Here is a 24036-nt window from a genome sequence, read left to right on the forward strand (position 1 = left end):
GACGGGCTTATGGGACTGCGCACGAAGATCGGGGTGGCGATCACCGCCACCGCCGCGCTGGTCGCCGTCCTCATCGGCCTCGTCGTCCACCACCGCACCGCCGTCAACCAGCTCGAGACCGCGCGCGACGGCCTCGACCAGCGCCTGGTCTCGGCCGCAGAGGACCACGCCGCCGGCGTCGACCGCCCCCGCGTGATCCTCAACCCCTATCGCCTGCCCGCGCCCCTGCGCCGGGCCGCCGAGCAGGGAAAGCGCGCCACCTACCTGGACCGCTCGGGCCCCGAGCCCGTCCTGTGGGCGGCGATGAAGGTCCGCGACGACATCGTCGTGCTCAAGCACTCCTACCTCCGCCAGACCCGCAACCTCCAGGGCCTCGACGAGGACCTCTGGCTGGCCGGCGGCGTGGGCACCGCGCTCGCCGGCGTCGTCGGGGTGGGCCTGGCGACCGTGGCCGGCCGCCGCCTCAACGCCTCCGCGCGCACCGCCGAGCGCATCGCCGGCGGCGACCTCGTCGCCCGGCTGCGGCCGCGCGGCGGCAAGGACGAGATCGCCCGGCTGACCCACGCCGTCAACACGATGGCCGACTCCCTCGCCGCCCGCCTCCAGGCCGAGCGCGAGGTCACCGCCAACATCGCCCACGAACTGCGCACCCCCGTCGCCGGGCTGGTCGCGGCCGCCGAGCTGCTGCCGCCGGGCCGCCCCGCCGAGATGGTCCGCGAGCGCGCCCAGCGGGTGCGGTCGCTGGTGGAGGACGTCCTGGAGGTGGCCCGCCTCGACGGTGCCGACGAGCGCGCCGAGACGGACGTACGGGCGCTGGGCGAGCTGACCCGGCGGGCGGTGCGGGCGGCGGCCGGCGACGGGCAGGAGACGGCGGAGGTGCGGATCACCGGCGACTGCCTGGTGGAGACGGACGCCCGGCGCGTGGAACGGATACTGGCCAACCTCGTCACCAACGCCTTCCGGCACGGCGCCGGGCCCGTCGTCGCCGAGGTCGACGACGGCGTCATACGGGTGCGCGACCAAGGGCCCGGCTTCCCCGGGCACCTGCTCGCCGGCGGCCCGCAGCGCTTCCGCACGGGCTCGGGAGCGGGCCTCGGCCTGGGCCTGACGATCGCCCAGGGCCAGGCCCGGGTGCTGGGCGCCCGGCTGACCTTCGCCAACCTCCGGGACGGGGGAGCGGAGGCGACGCTGGACCTGAGGGACGCGGTGCGGCCGGCTCCGCCGGAGGGCGGCGGCTGAGGTGCGGGGCGCGGGCCGGGGCACAAGAGTGGACGCCATGAACGACAACGTCCTCTTCCTGTCCGTGTCCTCGGCCGACAAGGGCCACCGCGCCCTGGACGCCCTGCGCCAGGCGCACACCGGCGGCGGCCTGACCCTGCGCGAGGGCGCGGTGATCGCGCGGGACGCGGAAGGCGTCCTGGACTTCCCCGACGCCGTCGACAACACCGGCACGGCCACGGCCTTCGCCATGGGCGGCCTGCTCGGCGGGCTGCTGGGCATCCTCGGCGGCCCGCTCGGCGTCCTGGTCGGCTTCGGCGCGGGCGGGCTGATCGGGGGCGCCCACGACGCCCGCCGGGCCACCGCCTCCAACGCCGCCCTGGAGATGCTGGCGGCGGAGGTGCCGCCGGGCAGCACGGTGCTGATGGCCGAGGTCCGCGAAGAGGATCACGCGGTGGCGGACGGTGCGCTCGCGCCGTACGGCGAGGTGCGGCGCTACCCGGCGGAGAAGATCCGCGAGGAGGTCGAGGCGGCCATCGCGGGACACGGCGGAGCCTCGTAGGCCGTGCCCGCCGGCCCCTCGGCCCCCTCAACCCCTCAGCCTCCGGTGAGCGGCTTGGCGAAGCAGAGACTGGAGTCGTAGGTGCGGTAGAACCCGAACTTCGGCACGGCGGGCTCGTAGCCGCTGGAGCGGTACAGGGCTATCGCCTCCGGCTGCCGGTCCCCGGTCGACAGCACCATGCGCGTACGGCCCGCCGCCCGCGCGCTGTCCTCCAGCGCCGCCAGGATCCGCCGGGCCAGCCCCTGGCCGCGCGCCTCGCGGACCACGAACATCCGCTTCACCTCGGCGTCACCGTCCGCGTACTCCTCTTCGTCCCGCTCCATCGACCGCCAGCCGCCCGACGCCAAAGGCGTGCCGTCGGGGCCGTAGGCGATGAGATACAGGCCACGCGGCGGGGCGAACTGCGCGGGGTCCATATGGGCGAGATCGGTGTCGCCGTAGCGCTCGAGGTACTCCGATTGCACCTGGTCATCGAGCTTTGCGGCGTCGGGATGATCAACGGGGACAGGCAAGATCCTCATGGCGGCAGCGTAGGGTCGGGGAGCCGGTGGTCGGCACCGGTTTTCGGGAGTGGGTATCGTGCCGGGAATGTCGAACCTGACCGTAACCACCGCAAATGTGAACGGACTGCGCGCCGCCGCCAAGAAGGGCTTCGTGGAGTGGCTGGCCGCGACCGAGGCCGACGTCGTCTGCCTGCAGGAAGTCCGAGCCGAGGCCCACCAGCTGCCCGACGAGGTGCGCGAGCCCGAGGGCTGGCACGTGGTGCACGCCCCGGCGGCGGCCAAGGGCCGGGCGGGCGTCTCGCTCTACTCCCGGCGCGAGCCGGACGCGGTGCGCGTGGGATTCGGCTCGGCGGAGTTCGACGGCAGCGGCCGCTACGCCGAGATCGACCTGCCGGGCGTGACGGTGGCCAGCCTCTACCTGCCCTCGGGCGAGGTCGGCACGGAGCGCCAGGACGAGAAGGAACGCTTCATGGCGGAGTTCCTCCCCTATCTCGTCGGCCTCAAGGCCCGGGCCGCGGCGGACGGCCGCGAGGTGCTGGTCTGCGGCGACTGGAACATCGCCCACACCGAGGCCGACCTGAAGAACTGGAAGGCCAACCGCAAGAGCGCCGGCTTCCTCCCCGAGGAGCGGGAGTGGCTGACCAAGGTCTTCACGGAGTACGTGGACGTCGTCCGCGCCCTCCACCCGGGCGTCGAGGGCCCCTACTCCTGGTGGTCCTACCGCGGCCGCGCCTTCGACAACGACTCCGGCTGGCGCATCGACTACCTCGCCGCCACCCCCGGCCTCGCCGACCGCGCCCTCAAGGCCCACGTGGAGCGCGCCGCCACGCACACGGAGCGCTGGAGCGACCACGCCCCCGTCACGGCGGTCTTCGGCGCGTAGCGCTCACCCTTCCGGGGGCCCCGGCCCTCGGAGGTGCGACCCGCGGTAACTCCCGTTGTCCACAACCATGTACGGCCGGTAGGCCTCTCCCCTACGCTCGCCACTGTGCCAGTAATCGCTGGCACCGTTGTGTCGAGTGTGTCGACCGGGAGGCTGCGGCATGGCCGAGCATGAGCGTCAGCACGTACGCGTGGCGGTGATCGGTTCCGGGTTCGGAGGGCTGGGGGCGGCCGTGCGGTTGCGCCGCGAGGGCGTCACCGACTTCGTGGTCCTGGAACGCGCCGGCGCCGTCGGCGGGACCTGGCGGGACAACACCTACCCCGGCTGCACCTGCGACGTCCCCTCCCACCTGTACTCCTTCTCCTTCGCCCCCAACCCCGAGTGGCCGCGCACCTTCTCCGGCCAGTCCGCCATCCGCGGCTACCTCGAGCACATCGTGGACACCTTCCGGCTGCGGCCGCACCTGCGGCTGAACTGCGAGGTCACCGCCCTGCGCTGGGACGCCGACGAGCTGCGCTGGGAGATCGCCACCGCCGACGGCCCCGGCTGGACCGCCGACGTCGTCGTCTCCGCCACCGGCGCGCTGTCCGACCCCAGCGTCCCCGACGTGCCCGGCATCGACGGCTTCCCCGGCAAGGTCTTCCACTCCGCCCGCTGGGACCACGACTACGACCTGCGCGGCAAGCGCGTCGCCGTGATCGGCACCGGCGCCTCCGCCATCCAGATCGTGCCCGCCATCCAGCCGGAGGTCCGCCGGCTCACGCTCTTCCAGCGCACCCCGCCCTGGGTCCTGCCGCGCTCCGACCGCAGGATCACCGCCGCCGAGCAGTGGCTGCACGCGAAGGTGCCCGCCACCGCGGCGCTGCGCCGGGGCACCGTGTGGGGCATCCGGGAGCTGCAGGTCGGGCTCTTCACCAAGTGGCCGGACCGGCTGCGGCTGGTGGAGAGCACCGCCAGATCCCATCTGCGCAAGGCCGTCAAGGACCCCGCCCTGCGCGCCCGGCTCACACCCGACTACCGCATCGGCTGCAAGCGCATCCTGCTCTCCAACGACTACTACCCCGCGCTCACCCGCCCCAACGTCGACGTGGTCGCCTCCGGCCTCGCCGCGGTGCGCGGCTCCACGCTCGTGGCCGCCGACGGCACCGAGGCCGAGGCGGACGCCATCGTCTTCGGCACCGGCTTCCACGTCACCGACCTGCCGATCGCCGACCGCATCACGGGCGCGGAGGGCACCACGCTGGCCGAGGAGTGGAAGGACGGCATGGCGGCCCTGCGCGGCGCCAGCGCCGCCGGCTTCCCCAACTTCCTCACCGTCGTCGGCCCCAACACCGGGCTGGGGAACAGCTCGATGATCCTCATCATCGAGTCCCAGCTGAACTACCTGGCCGACTTCCTCCGCCAACTCGACACCCTCGGCGGCCGGGCCGCCCTCGACGCCCGCCCCTCGGCCGTCCGCGCCTGGAACCGCAGGGTCCAGCAGCGCATGGAGCGGACGGTGTGGAGCACCGGCTGCAGCAGCTGGTACCTGGACGCGAACGGCCGCAACACCACGCTGTGGCCCGGCACGACGTCCGAGTTCCGCAAGGAGACCCGGCGGCTGGACCTCGCCGAGTACCAGATCATGCGGCTGCCCGGAGCGCGACGGGCGCCGGCCGCCGCGAAGGAGGCGACGCGATGAGGCCCCGTACGAGCCTCGCCGGCCAGGTCGCCGTCGTCACCGGGGCCGCCCGCGGCGTGGGGGAGTTACTGGCCCGCAAGCTGTCCGCGCGGGGGGCGAGCGTGGCGCTGGTGGGGCTCGAGCCGGACGAACTGCGCCGGGTCGCGGGGACGCTGCGCTCCGACACCGCCCACTGGCACGCCGACGTCACCGACCACGAGGCGATGGAGCGCGTGGCGGGCGAGGTGAAGGACCGGTTCGGCAAGGTGGACGTCGTCGTCGCCAACGCGGGCGTGGCCACCGGCGGTCCGCTCGCGGAGTCGGACCTCGCCGCATGGCGCCGCGTCATCGAGGTCAACCTCGTCGGCAGCGCCGTCACGGGCCGCGCCTTCCTGCCCGTGCTCTCCGAGAGCCGCGGCTACCTCCTCCAGATCGCCTCGCTCGCCGCCCTCGCCCCCGCGCCGATGATGACGGCGTACTGCGCGTCCAAGGCGGGCGTCGAGGCGTACGCGCACAGCCTGCGCGCCGAGGTCGCGCACAAGGGCGTACGGGTCGGGGTCGGGTATCTGAGCTGGACCGACACGGACATGGTGCGCGGCGCCGACGAGTTCGAGGTGATGCGCGAGATGCGCCGGCGGCTGCCGTGGCCGGCCAACCGCACGTATCCGGCGGGCCCGGCCGTGGACCGGCTGGTGGCGGGCATCGAGCGGCGCTCGGCGCACGTCTACGCCCAGCCCTGGCTGCGCGCGGTGCAGCCGCTGCGGGGCGCGCTGCCGGGCCTCGCCGCCCTGGGCGGCCCGCGCGAGATGCGGCGCGTGGAACCCCGTCTGGGCGGGGTGCGCGTGGGCCTGGTGGGAGCGGGCGGGGCCGCCGACGCGGGGGCGGGCACAGAGCGTCACTGATCGAAATGCGCGGTTCGTCCCGGCGTGTGAGGCTGATCGCGGCCCCGATTCCCCGATCTCCCCTAGGAGTGAACACGCATGGGCATCAAGGACGAGATGCAGAACAAGGCGCAGAAGGCCAAGCAGAAGGCCGAGCAGACCAAGCAGCAGGCGCAGCAGAAGGGGCAGCAGGCCCAGCAGAAGGTGCAGCAGGGTCAGCAGAAGGGCCAGCAGAAGAGCCAGCAGAAGAGCCAGCAGGAGCAGGAGCGCCTCCGGCAGCAACAGCAGGGCCGCCAGAGCTCCATCGACGACATCCAGGACGACCTGGACGACCGTCTCTGAGTCGCTCCCGGTCGCGGTCGAGGGGCGCACCCGAGCAGGGTGCGCCCCTCTGTCATGTCACGACTGCCATGCCATGACTGTCATGCCGCGACTGTCACGTCACGACGATCACGCGTCAGACGCGGGCCGGCTCGCGCTTCCCGTCGAGGTCGGGGTCGGCGTCGGAGTCGGCGTCACCGGACGCCGCCGCCGGCTTGGCCGGCGCGAGGTGCTTCTGCAGCCCCTCGCCCTCGACGTCCACGTTCGGCAGGACCTTGGAGAGCCAGCGCGGCAGCCACCAGGCCGTCTTGCCCAGCAGCGCCAGCACCGCCGGCACGATCGCCATGCGGACCACGAACGCGTCGAAGAAGACGGCGATGGCGAGGCCGAAGCCGATCATCTTGATCATCTGCTCGGACGAGCCGATGAAGCCGGCGAACACGCTCATCATGATGACGGCGGCCGCCGTGACGACCCGCGCGCCGTGCCGGAAGCCGGTCACGACGGCCTCGTCCGGGCGCTCGCCGTGGACGTAGGCCTCACGCATCCGCGTGACGAGGAAGACCTCGTAGTCCATGGCGAGGCCGAAGACGACGCCCACCATGAAGATCGGCATCATGCTCATGATCGGGCCGGTCTCCTCGACCCCGAAGAGGCCGCCCAGCCAGCCCCACTGGAAGACCGCGACGACGGCGCCGAGCGCGGCGACGACCGACAGCAGGAAGCCCAGCGCGGCCTTCAGCGGCACCAGCACGGAGCGGAAGACGACCATCAGCAGCAGGAAGGCCAGGCCCACGACGAGCGCCAGGTAGGGCAGCAGCGCGTCGTTGAGCTTCTGCGAGACGTCGATGTTCATCGCCGTCGCGCCCGTGACCAGCACCTTGGCGCCCGTCTCGGACTTCAGCGAGGCGCTCTCGCCACGGATGGCGTGGACGAGGTCCTCGGTCTCGGTGCTGGTCGGCTTGGACTTCGGGACGACCATGAGCATCGCCGCGTCCTCGGCCTTGTTGAACTGGGCCGGGGTGACGGTGGCGACGTTGTCCAGCTTCTCCAGCGTGTCGTGGACCCGCTGGGCCGCGCCCTTGGCGTCCTTCGCCCCGGACAGGTCCATGACGCCGATGAGCGGGCCGTTGAAGCCCGGGCCGAAGCCCTCGGACAGCAGGTCGTAGGCCTTGCGCTGGGTGGTGTTCTTGGACGCCGCGCCGTCGTCGGGCAGGCCCAGCTCCAGGGAGGCGGCGGGCACGGCGATCGCGCCCAGGCCCAGCACACCGGCCGCGAGCACCAGCACCGGCCGGCGCAGCACCAGGCGGGCCCAGCGGGTGCCCATGTTCGGCTTGTCCCCGGCGGCCGCGTCCGGTCCGGCCTTGCGGGTCTTGCGGGCGAGGACCTGCTTGCCCGCGAAGCCCAGCAGCGCGGGGATGAGGGAGAGCGCGATCAGCACGGCGATGGTGACCGTGCCGGCCGCGGCCATGCCCATCTTCGTCAGCATCGGGATGTTGACGACCGCGAGGCCGGCCAGCGCGATGACGACCGTCAGGCCCGCGAAGACCACCGCGGAGCCGGCGGTGCCGACGGCGCGGCCCGCGGCCTCCTCGCGCTCGCGGCCCTCGGCGAGCTCCGCGCGGTAGCGGGAGACGATGAAGAGGGCGTAGTCGATGCCGACCGCGAGGCCGATCATCATGGCGAGCGTGGAGGTGTTGCTGGACAGGTCGAGGACGGGCGCCAGCGCGGCGATCGAGGAGACGCCGATGCCCACGCCGATGATGGCGGTCAGCAGCGGCAGGCCGGCCGCGATCAGCGAGCCGAAGGTGATGACCAGGACGACCGCCGACACCGCGATGCCGATGATCTCCGAGCCGCCCTCGGGCATCTGCTGCAGGACGCTGCCGCCGACCTCCACGGTCAGCCCGGCGTCGCGCCCGTGCTGGGCGGCGTCCTTGAGCTCGTCGCGCGAGGACTCGGTGAGGTCGGTGGACTTGACCTTGTACGCGGCGGACGCGTAGCCGATGGTCTCGTCCTTGTTGACGGTCTTGCCCTCGAACGGGTCGGCGGCGCCGGCCACCTGGGAGCTCTTGCGGAGCTCGCCGATGACCCGCTCGACGGCCTTCTTGTTCTTCGCGTCGGTCAGCTTCTGGCCGTCGGGGGCCTTGAAGACGACGCGGGCGCTCGCGTTCTGTTCGGTGTTCCCGGGGAAACGCTTCTCCAGCAGGTCGAACGCCTGCTGCGCCTCCGTGCCGGGGATCGAGAAGTCGTTGTTGGTGGACTTGGACGCCGTGGCGGCGCCGACACCGGCCAGCACCAGCAGCAACACCCATATCAGGGCGAAGTACCAGCGCCGCCGGTAGGCGAGCCGGCCGAGTCGGTAGAGGAACGTGGCCACGAGTGTGGTGCTCCCTGTCGGGTCGGATTCGTGATGAATCGGATACGTGAGAACTGGAATGCGGAACCAGCCCGACGAGAGCGGTGCGTCAGGTGGGGCCTCAGTGGGGGTGTGAGTGGGGGGTGGTGGTGATCAGACGCCGAGAGCGGGGAGGATCACGGCGTCGATGTAGCGGGAGAGATAGCCGGCGTCCGGCGTCCGGTCCTCGATGAGCGGACAGGCCAGGAAGCCGCCGATCACCATGTGCGCGACGAAGGGGATGGCGGGGTTGTCCGCCGCCAGTTCGCCGCGCTCGACCGCGCGCCGGAGCATGGAATCCAGCCACACCAGCTCGGGCTCGATCAGCCACTCGCGCAGCGCCCGGTGGAGTTCCGGGTTGGTGTGCACGGAGTGGCCGAGCCCGCGCAGCAGGGCGGTGTCCTTCTCCAGCTGCTCCGCATCGGCCTGGCACACCATGGCGTGGAAGTCACCGCGCACCGAACCGGTGTCGATGCCCTCGACGCCGCCCGGCTTGTTGTGCCGCAGGGCCTTGGCCACCAGCTCCGGCTTGCCGTTCCACTGGCGGTAGAGGGTCGCCTTGCTGGAGTGGGTACGCGCGGCCACGGCGTCCATGGTCAGGGCGTCGTAGCCGACCTCGCGCAGGAGCGCGAGCACCGCCTCGTAGAGCTCGGCCTCGCGCTCGGGGGTCAAACGGGTGCGGCGCGCCGCCGGCTTGGGTGGTTCCGTGGACATGCCGCCCCCCTCGCGTGAAGTCGTACGAAACGGTTTCGTACCGATACGAGGATACGTCCGCGACGTCCCGCGGCTCATCGAAACGACATCGTTTCGATGGTGTTCTGCGTCACGAACCGAGTTGCCGGGGCCCCCGGGCGCCGAAACCATGGGATGCGTGAGCGACGACGCCTACCTCCGCTTCCCCCATCTGCACGGCGACCGGCTCTGCTTCGCCGCCGAGGACGACCTCTGGCTGGCCCCGCTGCCCGCCGCCGGGGACGGCGCCGCGCGGGCCTGGCGGCTGACCGTCGACCGCACCAGGGTCGGGCACCCGCGCTTCTCCCCCGACGGGCGGCACATCGCCTTCACCAGCTGGCGCAGCCTCGACCCGGAGATCCACCTCGCCTCCGTCGACGGCGGCCCGGCCCGCCGGCTCACCTACTGGGGCAGCACCGACACCCGGGTCTGCGGCTGGACGCCCCCCGAGAACGGCGTCTCCCACGTCCTCGCCGTCAGCTCGCACGGCCAGCCGTTCTCGTACTACTCCTGGGCCTACAAGGTGCCCACCGACGGCGACCCCGGCGGCAAGCAGCCCTGGGGGCCGCTGTCCGACATCGCCGTCGCCGACGTGGGCGGCGAGCACAAGACCCTGATCCTCACCGGCAAGCCCCCGCACGAGCCCGCCTCCTGGAAGCGCTACCGGGGCGGCGCGACGGGCCGGCTGTGGCTGGGGGGCACCCGGCTGCTGCCGGACCTCGGCGGCCACCTCGACTCGGTGATGTTCGTCGGCGACCGCATCGCCTTCCTCTCCGACCACGAGGGCATCGGCAACCTCTACTCCTGCCGGCACGACGGCTCCGACCTGCGCCGCCACACCGATCACGCCGACTTCTACGCCCGCCACGCCTCCACCGACGGCCGGCGCGTCGTCTACCAGTGCGCCGGCGACGTCTGGCTGGCCGAGGACCTCTCCGCCGACGGCACCCCGCGCCGGCTCGGCATCCGCCTCGGCGGGCCGCGCGCCGGGCGGCGCACGTACCAGGTGCAGGCCTCCCGCCACGTCCAGTCGCTGAGCGTCGACCGTACGGGCCGCGCCAGCGCCGTCCAGGTGCGCGGCGGCCTGTACTGGCTGACCCACCGCGACGGCCCCGCCCGGGCCCTCGCCGACACCCCGGGCGTACGGGTGCGGCTGCCGGAGATGCTGGGGGCGACCGGCCGCATCGCCTACGTCACCGACGCCGACGGCGAGGACGCCGTCGAGATCGCCCAGCTGCCGCGCGCCGCCGGCCCCTCCGCGCCGCGCCGCCTGGCCGCGGGCCGCATCGGGCGGGTGCACGAGCTGATCGCCGCCCCGGACGGCGGACGCCTGGCCGTCGCCGCCCACGACGGGCGGCTATTGCTCGTCGACGCCACCCCCGAAGGGGACGGCGAGGTCACCGAGCTCGTCCGGTCGGCCAACGGGCCCGTGCGCGACCTCGCCTTCTCGCCCGACTCCGGCTGGCTGACCTGGTCGCACCCGGGCATCGGGCGCTCGCTGCGGCAGATCAAGGTCGGCAGGCTCTCGGACCGGACGGTCGTGGACGTCACCGACGGCCGCTTCGAGGACGAGCAGCCGGTCTTCACCCGTGACGGCCGCTACCTCGCCTTCCTCTCCTGGCGCGGCTTCGACCCGGTCTACGACGTGCACACCGGCGACCTGTCGTTCCCACTGGGCTGCCGCCCCTACCTCGTCCCGCTCTCCTCCGCCACGCCCTCGCCCTTCGCGCTCTCCACGGAGGGCCGCCCGGCCGGCGGCGGCCTGGACCTGGAGGACGCCGGCGACACCGAGGGCGCGGTGACCGTGGAGGCGGAGGGGCTCGAGAGCCGGGTGACGCCCTTCCCGGTGGCCGCCTCGAAGTACTCCTCCCTCCACCCCGTCCACGGCGGCGGCCTGGTGTGGCTGCGCTGGCCCATCTCCGGCGCGCTGGGCGAGACCTTCGCCAACCCCGCCGACACCTCCGGCCGCCCCACGCTCGAGCACTTCGACCTCGTCAAGGCCAAGCGCAGCGAACTCACCTCCTCCGTGGACTGGTTCGCGGTCAGCGGCGACGGCACCCGCCTGGTCCTCAACGACGAGGGCGACCTGCGGGCGGTGCCCGCCACGGACCCCGGGGACAGCGACACGACCGTCTACATCGACATGCGGCGCATCCTGCACGAGGTCGACCCGGCCGCCGAGTGGCGGCAGGCCTACGCCGAGGCGGGCCGGATCGTCCGGGCGTACTTCTGGGAGCCGGGCATGTGCGGCGTCGACTGGGACGGGGTGCTGGAGCAGTACCGTCCGCTGGTCGAACGCGTCGCCTCGCCCGACGAGTTCGCCGACCTGCTGCGCGAGGTCCTCGGCGAGCTGGGCACCTCCCACGCCTACGTCACCCCCGCCCGCCGCAACGAGGGCCCGCCGCACTACCAGCGCGCCATCGGCCTGCTCGGCGCCAACCTCACCCACCGCAAGGACGGCTCATGGGCCGTGCGGCGCATCCTGCCCGGCGACTCCTCCGACTCCAAGGCCCGCTCCCCGCTGGCCGGTTCCGGCATCCGCGAGGGCGCGGTGCTCACCCACGTCGACGGCCGCCCGGTCGACCCCGTCACCGGCCCGTCCCCGCTGCTGTCGGCGGCGGGCGGCACGACGGTCGAGCTGACCTTCACCAGCCCCGAGGGCGAGGGGCACGAACGCCGGGTCGCGGTCGTGCCGCTGGTCGACGAGCGGCCGCTGCGCTACCAGGACTGGGTGGCCAAGCGCCGCGCGGTGGTCCGCGAGGTCAGCGGCGGCCGGTGCGGCTACCTCCACATCCCCGACATGGGCGGCTCCGGCTGGGCGCAGTTCAACCGCGACCTGCGCCGGGAGATGTCCATGCCGGCGCTGATCGTGGACGTCCGCGGCAACGCCGGCGGCAACATCAGCGAGCTGGTGGTGGAGCAGCTCACCCGCACCATCATCGGCTGGGACCTCACCCGCGACGCCGAGCCGGTGTCGTACGCCTCCAACGCCCCGCGCGGCCCGGTCGTCGCCATCGCCGACGAGATGACGTCCTCCGACGGCGACATGATCACCGCGGCGTTCCGGCTGCAGGGCATCGGGCCGGTGGTCGGCCTGCGCACCTGGGGCGGCGTCGTCGGGATGACGGGCCGCCACCGGCTCGTGGACGGCACCTCGATCACCGTGCCGATGAACGCGGCGTGGTTCGACGAGTACGGCTGGAGCGTGGAGAACCACGGCGTCGAACCCGACATCGAGGTCGACCGCACCCCGCTGGACTGGGCGGAGGGCCGCCACAAGCAGCTCGACGACGCGGTGCGCGTGGCCCTGGACCTGCTGGAGCGGCACGGTGCGACGGAACCGCCGGACTATTCGGGCGTGCCCAGTCTGAGGCGGCCGGAACTCCCGCCGCGGTCCTGACCCGGCCCCCGCAGGGCGGCCCGCAGCCCCACGTTCCCGATGAGGATCCCGCCGTCGACGGGCAGCGTGATCCCCGTGATCCAGGCGGCGTCCGGCGACGCCAGGAACGCCACCGCCGCGGCGACGTCCTCCGGCCGCCCCACCCGCCCCAGCGGGTAGAAGGCCGCCGCCCGCTCCAGCGCCTCCTCGCGGCCGTCCCAGTTGGGCGTGTGCACCGTGCCCGGCGCCACCAGGTTCACCCGCACGCCCCGGCGCGCGCACTGGCCCGCCAGGGTGCGGGTCAGGCTCGCCAGGCCCGCCTTGGCCGCGCTGTAGGCGTGGTTGCCGAAGTCCTGCTCGCCGTTGACCGAGCCGACGCCCACCACCGAGCCCCGGCCGCCCGCCGCCGCCAGGTGCGGCATGGCCGCCCGTACGCAGCGCAGGGCGCCGGTCAGCGTGACGTCCAGGTCCCGGGCCCAGACCTCGTCCGGATAGTCCTCCACCAGCGGCGGGTCCGGCTGACAGGAGAAGGCGTTGTTGACCAGGACGTCCAGCCGGCCGAAACGGTCCACCGCGCGGGCCACCGCAGCCCGGACCGCGGCGTCGTCGGCGACGTCGCACGCCACCGACTCGGCCCCCAGCCCGTCCGCGCGCAGCGCCGCCGCGGCCTTCGCGGCCCGCTCACCGTCCACGTCCGTGAGCAGCACCCCCGCGCCCTCCGACGCGAAGCGGCGCGCCGTGGCCGCCCCGATGCCGCGCCCCGCGCCCGTGATCAGTACCGCGTAGCCCTCGAAACGCCCCGTCGCCGCCATGCGGCGAGCACTACCCCGCCAGCGCCCTGCCAACCGCCCGCACCAGGGCCTGGGCGCGCGGGTCGGCCGTCACGTTCTTCTGCATGCCGTTGGTGACGTAGCCGAACGCGATCCCCGACTCGGGGTCGGCGAAGGCCAGCGACCCGCCGCGGCCCGGGTGGCCGAACGAGCCGGGGGCCAGCAGCGGCGAGGCCGGGCCGTGGAGCATGTATCCCAGGCCGAAGCGGGTGTTCACGACCAGGACGCGGTCCGGGCCGGCCGACTCCTCCGTACGGGCCATGGTCAGCGTGGCGGGGGCGAACAGGCGCCGGCCGCCGTCCACCACGCCGATGAGCGAGGCGTAGAAGCGGGCCAGCGCGTCGGCCGTGGCGATGCCCGCCGAGGCGGGCAGCTCGGCGGCGCGGTAGGCGGGGTCGTTCTCGTCGGCGGGCGGCTCGATCGCGGCGAACGCGCGGTGCGTCAGCGATTGCGGGTCGCGGTAGGCGTCGGCGACCGACGCCTTGGGGCGTACGCGCAGGCCGGCGGAGGCGGGGGCGGCCGGGGCCGTGACGGGGGCGACGCGGCCGACCCGGGCGCGTTCGGCGTCCGGCAGGCCGATCCACAGGTCCAGGCCCAGCGGGCCGGATATCTCCTCCGCCACCCACTCGCCGATGCTCCGCCCGGTCACCCGCAGCACCAGCTCGCCGAGCAGCCAGCTGTACGTCTGCGCGTGGTAGCCGTGGTCGGTGCCCGGCTCCCAGGCCGGGGCCTGCGCGGCGACGGCCCGCGGCCCGCTGACGCCGTCGACGGCCTGGGCGGGGGTGAGCGGGGTGTCCAGCACGGGCAGCCCGGCGCGGTGCGCGAGCAGGTGCCGCACGAGGACGCGGTCCTTGCCGTTCGCCTTGAACTCCGGCCAGTACGTGCCCACCGGCGCGTCCAGATCGACCTGCCCGCGCTGGTGCAGCACGAGCAGGACCGCGGCGGCCACGCCCTTGGTGGCGGAGCGGACGACCTGCGCGGTGCCGCGCCGCCACGGCTCCGTGCCCCCGTCGGCGTCGCGCGCGCCGCCCCACAGGTCGACGACCCTGCGCCCGTCCCGGTAGACGGTCAGGGCCGCGCCGCGCTCACCGCGCCGGGCGAAGTTGTCGGCGAAGGCGTCCCGGACCGGTTCGAAACCGTCCGCCACCGTGCCCTGGACGTCCACGTCCACGTCCCCGTCCGCCACTGTTTCCCGCTCCCACGTGCCGATCACAACAAATCCATCCACCATGGTGCATCGTGACCGGGGGTGCTCGGGACCAGGGGGGTGCTCAGCCCCGCAGGGCCACCGAGCGCGGGTCGAAGCCGAACGGCAGCTCCAGCCGGTGCGCGGCCATCAGCTCCTCGTCGCACAACAGCTCCCGCGTGGGGCCGTCCGCGGCGATGACGCCGTCGCTGAGCACCACCGAACGCTCGCACAGCTCCAGGGCGTACGGCAGGTCGTGGGTGACCATCAGCACGGTGACGTCCAGGGAGCGCAGGATGTCGGCGAGCTCCCGGCGGGAGGCCGGGTCGAGGTTGGAGGACGGCTCGTCGAGGACGAGGATCTCCGGCTCCATGGCCAGGACGGTGGCCACGGCCACCCGCCGCCGCTGGCCGAAGGAGAGGTGGTGCGGGGGCCGGTCGGCGTAGCCGGACATGCCGACCCGGGCCAGCGCCCGGTCCACACAGGCGGCCAGCTCCGCCCCGCGCAGCCCGGCCGCCGCCGGGCCGAAGGCCACGTCCTCGCGCACGGTGGGCATGAAGAGCTGGTCGTCGGGGTCCTGGAAGACGATGCCGACGCGGCGGCGGATCTCGGCGAGGTGGCGCTTGTCCACGGGCAGCCCGGCCACCCGCACCGAGCCCGCGCCGCCGCCGAGGATGCCGTTGAGGTGGAGGACGAGCGTGGTCTTGCCGGCGCCGTTGGGCCCGAGCAGGGCGACGCGCTCGCCGCGCCCGACGGACAGGTCGACGCCGAAGAGGGCCTGGTGGCCGTCGGGGTAGGCGAAGGCGAGGCCGGAGACCTCGAGCGAGGGGGGCGTGGCAGGGGTCATGTCAGGATCCATCCGGTCAGGCGGACCGCCAGCGCGGCCAGCGGCAGCGCGGCGGCGTACGTCCACTGCGCACGCGTCGCCGTCACCTCGTCGATCACGGGCATCGTGCCCGTGTAGCCCCGGCTCACCATGGCCAGGTGGACGCGCTCGCCGCGCTCGTAGGAGCGGATGAACAGCGCCCCCGCCGACGTGGCCAGCACCCTCCAGTGGCGTACGCCGCGCGCGGTGAAGCCGCGGGACTCGCGGGCGATGCGCATGCGGCGCATCTCGTCCGTGACCACGTCGCCGTAGCGGATCATGAAGGACGCGATCTGAACCAGCAGCGGGGGCATCCGCAGCCGCTGCAGCCCCAGCAGCAGCGCGCGCAGCTCGGTCGTCGAGGCCAGCAGCACCGACGCGGCGACGCCCAGCGTCCCCTTGGCGAGGATGTTCCAGGCGCCCCACAGGCCGGATTCGCTGAGCGACAGTCCCCAGACCGTCACCCGCTCGCCCTGGGCCACGAACGGCAGCAGCACGGCGAAGGCCACGAACGGCACCTCGATCAGCAGCCGGCGCAGCAGGAAGGCCGCCGGGACGCGGGCCGCGGCCGTGACGACGGCCAGCAGCAGCGCGTACAGCCCGAAGGCCCACAGCGCCTCGCGCGGGGTGGCGACCACGACGAGCACGAAGCAGAAGACGGCCGCGATCTTGCAGTGCGGCGGCAGGGCGTGCACGGGCGAGCGCGCGTGCCGGTAGAGCTTGTGGGCGTGACCCGCTCCCATGTCAGACGGCCTCGGATCCCGCCGGGGCGGCCGCGGCCCGGGAGCGGCGCCGGCGGACGGTGAGGAACACGCCCGTGCCCACCGCCAGCGTCGCCCCCACGCCGATCACGCCGGCCAGGCCGCCCGAGATCCGCTCGTCGCCGACGTCCTTGACCTGGTAGTCCGCCAGCGGCGAGTCCTTGGCGGCGTGCTCCTCGGCCTTGCTGTCGATGCCCTTGTCGTGGGCGACCTTCTCCAGGCCGTCGGGGCTGGTGGAGGCGTAGTAGCTGACGAAGCCGGCGAGGGCGAGGGCGGCGAGGAGGCCGACGAGCGCGAGGCGGCGGACCGGGCGCGGGGCGACGGGCGAGATGACGGGCTCGATCACCGTTCCGTCGGCCCTGCGCAGCTCGAGCGGCTTGGCCAGCCCGCGCGCGCCGTACACCAGGTCGGGCCGCACGGCCACGACCGCGCCCACGGTCAGCGCGGTGATCGCCGCCTCGCCGAGGCCGATGAGGACGTGCACGCCGACCATGGCCGTGAACACCTTGCCGATCGGCACGTCCGTCGTGCCGCCCAGCGCGTACAGGAGGGTGAAGGCCCCGGCCGCGGCCGGTACGGACACCAGAGCGGCCACGAACGCGGCGGCGGTCACCGAGGAGCGCCGCCGCGGCAGCGCGGTCGCCAGCAGCCGGAAGAGGGCGTAGGCGACGACCGTCGTGACGACGGCCATGTCGCAGACGTTCACGCCGAGCGCGGTGAGACCGCCGTCCGCGAACAGCACGCCCTGCATCAGCAGCACCACGGATATACAGAGGACGCCGGTATAGGGGCCGACGAGGATCGCCGCCAGCGCGCCGCCCAGCAGATGCCCGCTGGTGCCGGCGGCGACGGGGAAGTTCAGCATCTGGACGGCGAAGACGAACGCGGCCACGAGCCCGGCCAGCGGGGCCGTCCGCTCGTCGAGCTCCCGCCGTGCCCCGCGCAGGCTGACCGCGACGGCCGTGGCGGCGACGGCACCGGCGGCCAGGGAGACGGGGGCGTCGATGAACCCGTCGGGTACGTGCATGGCGGTGCTCCGTCCGTTTGCGCTTTCGTCACTGGTCCAGGCGTTTCCACTCCTCGCGTGAACCGCTCGTCGTGAGCGCTCGATGATAGGGGGCAGCTGCGAACAAGTGGCAAGAGCGTGCGACACGCGACTGCGCGCCCCTGGCTCGACCCCGCGCCCGCCAGAGGTGGCGCGGCCGGGCGGCTGACCGAATGCTGGGCACGGGAGGTACGTCACGATGACCACGGCCACCGCAACCGCCCCGCCCGCACCCCCGGCGCTCGGCCGCCGCCGCACCAACCTCGTCTTCGTCACGATCGTGCTCGGCATGCTGCTCGCCGCCCTCGACCAGACGATCGTCTCGACCGCGCTGCCCACGATCGTCGCGGACCTGGGCGGCGGCGGGCACATGGCCTGGGTGGTGACGGCCTACCTGCTGGCCGAGACGGTCTCCACGGTCCTGGTCGGCAAGTTCGGCGACCTGTTCGGCCGCAAGGTGGTCTTCCAGGTGAGCGCGGTCGTCTTCGTCGGCGGCTCGGTCTTCGCGGGCGCCGCGACCTCCATGCCCATGCTGATCGCCGCCCGCGCCGTGCAGGGCGTCGGCGGGGGCGGGCTGATGGTCACGGCCATGGCGCTGATCGCGGACGTCATCCCGCTGCGCGAGCGCGGCAAGTACCAGGGCGCCCTCGGCGCCGTGTTCGGCGTGACCACCGTCGTCGGGCCGACCCTCGGCGGCGTCTTCACCGACCACGCCACCTGGCGCTGGTGCTTCTACGTCAACGTCCCCGTGGCGATCGTCATGGTCGTCATGGCCGCCCGGAACATCCCGGTCGTCCGCTCGGCCGTCCGCCCGGTCGTCGACTACGCGGGCATCGTGCTCGTCGCCCTCGGCTCCTCGGGGCTGGTCCTGGCCCTGGAGTGGGGCGGGAACGAGTACGCCTGGGGCTCGTCGGTGATCATCGGGCTGCTTGTGGGCGCGGTGCTGCTGCTCGCCGCCTTCGTCCTCGTGGAGCTCCGGGCGAAGGAGCCCATGCTCCCCATGCACCTCTTCCGCAACCCCGTCTTCACCGTCTGCTCCATCCTCAGCTTCATCGTGGGCTTCGCGCTGCTCGGGGCGATGACCTACCTGCCGACCTACCTGCAGTACGTCGACGGGGTCTCCGCCACCATGTCGGGCGTACGGACCCTGCCGCTGGTCGCCGGACTGCTGGGCACCTCGATGCTCTCCGGCACGGTCGTCAGCCGCACCGGCCGCTACCGTTGGTTCCCGGTCGCCGGAATGGCCGTGACGGCCCTGGGCCTGTACCTGATGTCCACGATGGGCCGGACCACGGGCGTGTGGCTGGAGTCGCTGTACATGCTCGTCCTCGGGCTCGGCATCGGCCTGGCCATGCAGGTGCTGACCATCGCCGTGCAGAACACGGTCGCGTACCGCGAACTGGGCACGGCCACCTCCGGCGTCACCTTCTTCCGCACCCTCGGCAGCTCCTTCGGCACGGCCGTCTTCGGCACCCTCTACAGCGGCCGGCTCGAGCCCAACCTGCTGGACGCGCTCAGCCGGGCGCCCGGCGTGCCCGTCTCGGCCGTCCTGAGCCCTCAGGACCTGCGGGCGCTGCCGCCCGATCTGGCCGCGCCGGTGATCGACGCCTACGCGGCGACCGTGGACTACGTCTTCCGGTGGGTCGTGCCGGTCGCGCTGCTCGGCTTTGTCGTGGCCTGGTTCCTCAAGGAGGTGCCGCTGCGCGACAGCGCGCGGGCGGGCGCCTCGGACATGGGGGAGGCGTTCGCCGCGCCGGACTCGGCCGAGGCCGACCGGCAGCTGGAGCGCGCGGTGGCCGGTGTGATGCGCACGGCCAAGGACGGGCCGGTCAGCCTGCAGGTCCTCGAGGCGTCCGGCAGCCGGCTCGGCCCGGTCGAGGCGTGGACCCTCGGCCAGATCCACTGGCGGCTGCGCGTGCGCGGCGAGGCGAGCCTCGCGTCGGTGGCGACGGCCCACCGGATGCCGCCGGAGGTGCTGGAGCCGGCCTTCGCCCGGACGGCCGCCGCCGGGTACGCGCGCGTGGACGGCGACCGGCTGCTCCTGACGCCCGCCGGCGAGGCGGAACTCGACCGGCTGGGCGCGGCCTGGCGCTCATGGCTCGCGGACCACCTCGACGACTGGGACGTCGCCGACCCGGAGGACCGGGCGCGCATGGACCGCGCCCTGGACAACCTCGCGGAACGGCTGCTGGAGGAGGACGAGCACGCGCGGGACCGGACGGGCGTGTGAGGGGTCGGCAAGCATCAGGGCCGGGCGGGTGAATTCATCATCTCTGCGGTGTATACGGCTTTTTTGAGCGCACTCCTCAAGCAGCTGCATCGGCTTGTCGTCCGAAAAGGAGATTGCATGCGTTCCCAGGACATATCCGGACGCCGGTACCGCCGTCCGATCCTCGCGTCCCTCACCGCGGCCGCCGCCCTGGTGCTGGCGGCGCTCCCGGCCACCGACGCCCACGCCCTCCCTCCGCCCGGCCCGGACTTCGTGCACGGACTCTCCGTGCGGCCGCTGGAGGCGGCCCGGCCGATGGACTACGAGGAGGTCGACTGCGAGGGCCCGTCGGCATGGGAGGGGGACATCTACACGACGCCCCCGAAGGTCGCGCCCAAGGAGCCGAAGGAGACCAAGGAGAACAACGAGAGCAAGGAGAACAACGAGAGCAAGGAGAGCAAGGAGAGCAAGGAGCACGCGGCCCCCAAGGCCGAGCACGACGAGAACGCGCACCACCACAAGGCCCCGGCGGACATGCCCGTCAAGGCGGCGTCGGACGCGCCCGCGAAGACCCCGGCGGATCCTGCCAAGGCCACTGCGGACATGCCCGCCAAGACGGCGCCCGACACGCACGCCAAGACCCCGGCGAACCCCGCCAAGGCCGCCGCGAACCCCGCCAAGGCCGCACCGGCCGCGCCGGGCGCCCATGGCAGCTACCGCAGCTTCCCCGCGAAGTGGCCCAAGAACGTCCCGGACCGTGACGAGGCCACGCGCCTGCTGCAGGACCTGGACGTCAAGCCCTTCAACAGCAAGGGCTACGACCGCAAGCACTTCGGCGGCGCCTCCTGCTGGGCCCTGCACGGCCCCAACCGGTGCACCACCCGTGACCTCGCGCTCAAGCACCAGTCCGTCGTGCCCGCCACGCTCGACGGCCCGTGCCGGGTGGTCGGCGGCGAGTGGCGCAGCGAGTACGACGGCCGGAAGATCATCGACCCGATGCACGTCGACGTCGACCACATCGTGCCGCTGCGGCACGCGTGGGGTTCGGGGGCGAACAACTGGTCGCCCGAGAAGCGCCTGGAGTTCGCCAACGACATGACCGCCGCGCCGCAGCTGATCGTGGTGTCCACCTGGAGCAACCGCACCAAGGGCGACAAGGGCCCGGAGCAGTGGCTGCCGAAGGGCGCCGAGTGCCCCTACAGCCAGGCGTGGGTCGCGGTGAAGGACTACTACGGGCTGAGCGTCACCCCGGCGGAGAAGGAGAAGCTGCTGCAGATCCTCGGCAAGTGCTGACCGCCGGTCGTCCTTAGCGGGCGCCGGGCGGGGCGGACCGAGAGGTCACAGCGCCGCCCGGCTCCCCGTGCTCACCGGGGTCGTCGCGTCCGCCGCACGCCGTGCGGCGGACGCGACCTGGCCGGCGGTCAGGACGTAGCCGGTCTCCGCGTCGGCGGTGGAGCGGGCGAACACGACGCCGTAGACCTTGCCGGACGTCGTCAGCAGCGGGCCGCCGGAGTTGCCCGGGCGGACCGTGGAGCGCACGGAGTAGACCTCGCGGGTGGTGATGCCGTCGCCGTAGATGTCCTGGCCCTTGGCGCGCACCTCGTTGGCGACGGTGGCGGCCCGCAGGTCCAGGCCGCCGTTCTCGGGGAAGCCCGCGACGACCGCCGCGTCGCCGCGCTTGGCGCTCTTGTCGAAGGGCAGCACGGGCGCCGGCAGCCCCGGCACGTCGAGGACGGCCACGTCCGTCCTGGGGTCGAAGAGGACCACCTTCGCGCGGTAGGCGCGCCCGACGCCGCCGACCTTGACGGTCGGGTCGTTCACGCCGGCGACCACGTGCGCGTTGGTCATCACATGCTCGTGGGAGAAGACGAAGCCGCTGCCCTCCTGGCCGCGCCGGCCGCCGCCGACGTCCGCGACGCCCTCGACCTTGACGACGCTCGAGCGTGCCGCCTGGGTCGCGGTGGGGGTGACCGCGTCGCCGGACGGCGGGGCGACGCTCGTGGCGGGCTCGCTCTCGAAGGGGTTGAAGACCTGGGGGAAGCCCGCCCCCGCCAGCGCGTCCGTGGTGCGGCTGAACCAGGTGGGGGCCTGCTCCGGCATGGACTTCTGCACCGCGCCCAGCAGTGCCGACTCCTTGATCTCCCGGGTCAGCAGCGTCGAGTTCGCGGAGACCAGCACGCTCGCGGCCATCCAGCCCACCAGCAGTACGGCCAGCGAGTTGACCACCGCGCCGCCCACCCCGTCGACGCCCCGCACGGGCGCCCACGTCAGCCGCGAGCGCAGCCGCCAGGCGAGGCGGGCGGCCAGGGCGTGGCCCATGGCGGCCGGGACGAGCACGACGAGCACCGCGACGATCGCGGCCGTCGCCGTCCCCGCCTCGAAGGGCCGCAGCACGTAGGGCAGCGCCCACACGCCCAGCACGGCGCCACCGAGGAACCCGGCGAGCAGCACGGCGCTGGCCACCAGGCCGCGCCGGTAGCCGGACACGGCATAGCCGACGACTATCAGCAACAGCAGCAGATCGATCAGGTTCAACGCGGAGCCCTTTCTTCACGCACGCGCCCCCCGACCGCGTCCACAGGTGTGGACCCGTAAAAACGCCCGCACGGACGTTCGTGGTTCCCCTTCATGGCGAATTCATGGCGTACGCCACGTCGGTCCGCTTCGCGCCGGGCCCGCGCCCCCGACCGCGCGGCGCCCCCGGGACTCCCACAGGCTCGTTCCCTACGATGGCGCGGTGACCAGTGACACCGCGACGCATGCCCGGCAGGGCCGACCGACGGACGAGCAGCCGCCTCCGTGGCAGCGCAGACTCCGCCGCTTCGGCTACGCGGGCCCCCGCCACGCGACGGCACTGACCGGGGTGCGCGAGCGGCTGGTGCCGCCGTACCCCGAGCCCGGCACGCGGCTGTGGGCGGCGATGGGTGCCTCCCCGGCGGCCGCGCGCCTGCTGGCGCTGTCCATGGGGTGGGCCGGTCCGCTGCTGGTGGCGCTGCTGGCCGGGGGGATCCGGTTCTGGCACCTCGGCAGCCCCAAGGCCGTCATATTCGACGAGACGTACTACGCCAAGGACGCCTGGGCCCTGCTGAAGAACGGCTACGAGGCCGACTGGGGCAAGGACAAGGACATCAACGACCGGATCGTCGCCGGTCATACCGACGTCCCGGACGCCATCGGCTATGTCGTCCACCCGCCCGTCGGCAAGTGGGTCATCGCCGCCGGCGAGTGGCTGCACGGGCTGAACCCCTACGGCTGGCGCTTCATGGTGGCGCTGCTGGGCACCCTGTCGGTGCTCATGCTGTGCCGCATCGGGCGGCGGATGTTCCGGTCGACGTTCCTGGGGTGCCTGGCGGGCGCGCTGCTCGCCGTGGACGGGCTGCACTTCGTGATGAGCCGCACGGCGCTGCTGGACTCGGTGCTGATGTTCTTCGTGCTGGCCGCCTTCGGGTGCCTGCTCGTGGACCGGGACGCGGCGCGCGGGCGCCTGGCGGCGGAGCTCGCCGACGGCCCGGACGCGCTGCCGGACGCCGACGTCGGGGACCGGCTGCGGCTGGGCCTGCGGCCCTGGCGGTTGGCGGCAGGGGTGTGCCTGGGGCTGGCCTTCGCCACCAAGTGGAACGGCGCCGTCTATCTGGCGGCGTTCGGGCTGCTGACGGTGCTGTGGGACGTGGGCTCGCGGCGGGTGGCGGGGGCCCGGCGGCCGTGGCGCTCGACGCTGCGGCGGGACGTGCCCTGGGCGTTCGCGTCCACCGTGCCGGTGGCGCTGGGCGTCTACGTCGCCTCCTGGACGGGCTGGTTCGCCAACAGCGGGACGTACGGCGAGACCACCGGCTGGCAGAAGAGCGGCTACTACCGGCACTGGGCGGAGACCGAGGGCGGCTACAGCCCCGACGGCTTCCTCGCCGGGATCCTCAACCCGCTGCGCAGCCTGTGGCATTACGAGGAGCAGGTGTGGGACTTCAACACCAACCTCACCTCGCCGCACACCTACCAGTCGAACCCCTGGAGCTGGCTGGTCCAGTCCCGGCCGGTGTCGTACTTCTACGAGTCCCCGGGCCCCGGCCGCGACGGCTGCCCGGTGGACGCCGGCGACAAGTGCGCGCGCGAGGTGCTCGCGCTGGGCACCCCGCTGCTGTGGTGGGCGGCGTGCTTCGCGCTGCTGTACCTGCTCTACCGGTGGGCGCTGCGGCGCGACTGGCGCGCCGGCGGGATCCTGTGCGCGGTGGCGGCCGGCTACCTGCCCTGGTTCCTCTACCAGGAGCGGACGATTTTCGTCTTCTACGCGGTGGTCTTCGTGCCGTTCCTGTGTCTGGCGGTGGCCATGATGATCGGGGCGGTGCTGGGGCCGAAGGAGGCCTCGGAACGGCGCCGGGTCGTGGGCGCGGTCGGGGCGGGCACGCTGGTCCTGCTCATCGCGTGGAACTTCGTCTACTTCTTCCCGCTCTACACCGGCCAGGCGATTCCGCTGGACGCCTGGCGCAACCGGATGTGGTTCGACACCTGGATCTGACCCCCGCGCAAGGGTCTGTTTCCGGCCAATTCACTCCCATGCGTCACTGAGGTCCCGTACAGTGCGACCCGGGTTTTAATCGGATGATTAAAA

At 73.3% G+C, this 24036-nt stretch carries 19 protein-coding genes; 10 read left to right on the forward strand and 9 right to left on the reverse strand.

Features of this window, described 5'->3' with window-relative positions:
- The first annotated feature begins 9 nt into the window (after positions 1 to 9).
- Both AB4K12_RS28355 and AB4K12_RS28360 read left to right on the forward strand, forming a co-directional pair.
- Complete coding sequence (locus AB4K12_RS28355; RefSeq protein ID WP_368437355.1) at positions 10 to 1239, forward strand: ATP-binding protein; 1230 nt, start codon at positions 10 to 12, stop codon at positions 1237 to 1239.
- 37 nt (positions 1240 to 1276) lie between these two features.
- Positions 1277 to 1780, forward strand: a complete 504-nt coding sequence (locus tag AB4K12_RS28360; protein WP_368437357.1) for a DUF1269 domain-containing protein — start codon at positions 1277 to 1279, stop codon at positions 1778 to 1780.
- A 35-nt stretch (positions 1781 to 1815) separates the two neighbouring features.
- On the opposite strand, the gene AB4K12_RS28365 is transcribed toward AB4K12_RS28360, so the two are convergent.
- Positions 1816 to 2301 (reverse strand): GNAT family N-acetyltransferase, encoded by a 486-nt coding sequence (locus tag AB4K12_RS28365; protein ID WP_368437359.1) that lies wholly within the window; start codon positions 2299 to 2301, stop codon positions 1816 to 1818.
- A gap of 67 nt (positions 2302 to 2368) precedes the next feature.
- Between AB4K12_RS28365 and AB4K12_RS28370 the strand changes: the two genes are divergently transcribed.
- The 4 genes from AB4K12_RS28370 (at position 2369) to AB4K12_RS28385 (ending at position 6049) form a co-directional block, all read left to right on the forward strand.
- A complete protein-coding gene (locus tag AB4K12_RS28370; RefSeq protein ID WP_368437361.1) occupies positions 2369 to 3166 on the forward strand; it encodes an exodeoxyribonuclease III in 798 nt (265 codons plus the stop codon).
- A 160-nt stretch (positions 3167 to 3326) separates the two neighbouring features.
- Entirely contained in the window at positions 3327 to 4847 is a 1521-nt protein-coding gene (locus tag AB4K12_RS28375; protein WP_368437363.1) for a flavin-containing monooxygenase, read from the forward strand.
- Positions 4844 to 5728: an SDR family oxidoreductase gene (locus AB4K12_RS28380; RefSeq protein ID WP_368437365.1), complete on the forward strand. Its 885-nt coding sequence runs from the start codon at positions 4844 to 4846 to the stop codon at positions 5726 to 5728. Before AB4K12_RS28375 ends, AB4K12_RS28380 begins: the two co-directional genes overlap by 4 nt.
- 78 nt (positions 5729 to 5806) lie before the next feature.
- On the forward strand, positions 5807 to 6049 hold the full coding sequence (locus AB4K12_RS28385) for a hypothetical protein (protein ID WP_368437367.1): 243 nt from the start codon (positions 5807 to 5809) through the stop codon (positions 6047 to 6049).
- A gap of 115 nt (positions 6050 to 6164) precedes the next feature.
- Here AB4K12_RS28385 and AB4K12_RS28390 read toward each other — a convergent pair whose 3' ends face one another.
- The gene (locus AB4K12_RS28390) at positions 6165 to 8408 is read right to left on the reverse strand and encodes an MMPL family transporter (protein ID WP_368437368.1); all 2244 of its coding nucleotides are present in this window, start codon (positions 8406 to 8408) and stop codon (positions 6165 to 6167) included.
- A gap of 132 nt (positions 8409 to 8540) precedes the next feature.
- Positions 8541 to 9140 carry a TetR/AcrR family transcriptional regulator gene (locus tag AB4K12_RS28395; protein WP_368437369.1) on the reverse strand — a complete coding sequence of 200 codons (600 nt, stop codon included), beginning with the start codon at positions 9138 to 9140 and terminating at the stop codon, positions 8541 to 8543.
- A gap of 148 nt (positions 9141 to 9288) precedes the next feature.
- Between AB4K12_RS28395 and AB4K12_RS28400 the strand changes: the two genes are divergently transcribed.
- On the forward strand, positions 9289 to 12558 hold the full coding sequence (locus AB4K12_RS28400) for a S41 family peptidase (RefSeq protein ID WP_368437371.1): 3270 nt from the start codon (positions 9289 to 9291) through the stop codon (positions 12556 to 12558).
- Here the strand turns inward: AB4K12_RS28400 and AB4K12_RS28405 are convergent.
- From AB4K12_RS28405 to AB4K12_RS28425, 5 genes are all read right to left on the reverse strand, one after another.
- Positions 12507 to 13349, reverse strand: a complete 843-nt coding sequence (locus AB4K12_RS28405) for an SDR family NAD(P)-dependent oxidoreductase (protein WP_368437373.1) — start codon at positions 13347 to 13349, stop codon at positions 12507 to 12509. The two genes, AB4K12_RS28400 and AB4K12_RS28405, sit on opposite strands and share 52 nt — an antisense overlap.
- A 10-nt stretch (positions 13350 to 13359) precedes the next feature.
- Complete coding sequence (locus AB4K12_RS28410) at positions 13360 to 14532, reverse strand: serine hydrolase domain-containing protein (RefSeq protein ID WP_368437544.1); 1173 nt, start codon at positions 14530 to 14532, stop codon at positions 13360 to 13362.
- Between the two features lie 106 nt (positions 14533 to 14638).
- Positions 14639 to 15400 carry an ABC transporter ATP-binding protein gene (locus AB4K12_RS28415; RefSeq protein ID WP_362263164.1) on the reverse strand — a complete coding sequence of 254 codons (762 nt, stop codon included), beginning with the start codon at positions 15398 to 15400 and terminating at the stop codon, positions 14639 to 14641.
- The gene (gene cbiQ, locus AB4K12_RS28420; RefSeq protein ID WP_368437375.1) at positions 15397 to 16161 is read right to left on the reverse strand and encodes a cobalt ECF transporter T component CbiQ; all 765 of its coding nucleotides are present in this window, start codon (positions 16159 to 16161) and stop codon (positions 15397 to 15399) included. The genes AB4K12_RS28415 and cbiQ overlap by 4 nt, the downstream gene beginning before the upstream one ends.
- 1 nt (position 16162) lies before the next feature.
- Complete coding sequence (locus AB4K12_RS28425) at positions 16163 to 17206, reverse strand: energy-coupling factor ABC transporter permease (RefSeq protein ID WP_368437377.1); 1044 nt, start codon at positions 17204 to 17206, stop codon at positions 16163 to 16165.
- 217 nt (positions 17207 to 17423) lie between these two features.
- Here AB4K12_RS28425 and AB4K12_RS28430 point away from each other — a divergent pair, with 217 nt between their 5' ends.
- On the forward strand, positions 17424 to 19454 hold the full coding sequence (locus tag AB4K12_RS28430; protein WP_368437379.1) for a DHA2 family efflux MFS transporter permease subunit: 2031 nt from the start codon (positions 17424 to 17426) through the stop codon (positions 19452 to 19454).
- Between the two features lie 117 nt (positions 19455 to 19571).
- On the forward strand, positions 19572 to 20726 hold the full coding sequence (locus AB4K12_RS28435; protein ID WP_368437380.1) for an HNH endonuclease family protein: 1155 nt from the start codon (positions 19572 to 19574) through the stop codon (positions 20724 to 20726).
- Positions 20727 to 20771: 45 nt separating this feature from the next.
- Here AB4K12_RS28435 and AB4K12_RS28440 read toward each other — a convergent pair whose 3' ends face one another.
- Positions 20772 to 21968, reverse strand: a complete 1197-nt coding sequence (locus tag AB4K12_RS28440; protein ID WP_368437382.1) for a MarP family serine protease — start codon at positions 21966 to 21968, stop codon at positions 20772 to 20774.
- Between the two features lie 202 nt (positions 21969 to 22170).
- Here AB4K12_RS28440 and AB4K12_RS28445 point away from each other — a divergent pair, with 202 nt between their 5' ends.
- Positions 22171 to 23943 (forward strand): dolichyl-phosphate-mannose--protein mannosyltransferase, encoded by a 1773-nt coding sequence (locus AB4K12_RS28445; protein WP_368437384.1) that lies wholly within the window; start codon positions 22171 to 22173, stop codon positions 23941 to 23943.
- Positions 23944 to 24036 lie beyond the last annotated feature (93 nt).

Source organism: Streptomyces sp. C36 (genome assembly GCF_040932295.1).
Taxonomy (GTDB): Bacteria; Actinomycetota; Actinomycetes; order Streptomycetales; family Streptomycetaceae; genus Streptomyces; species Streptomyces triculaminicus.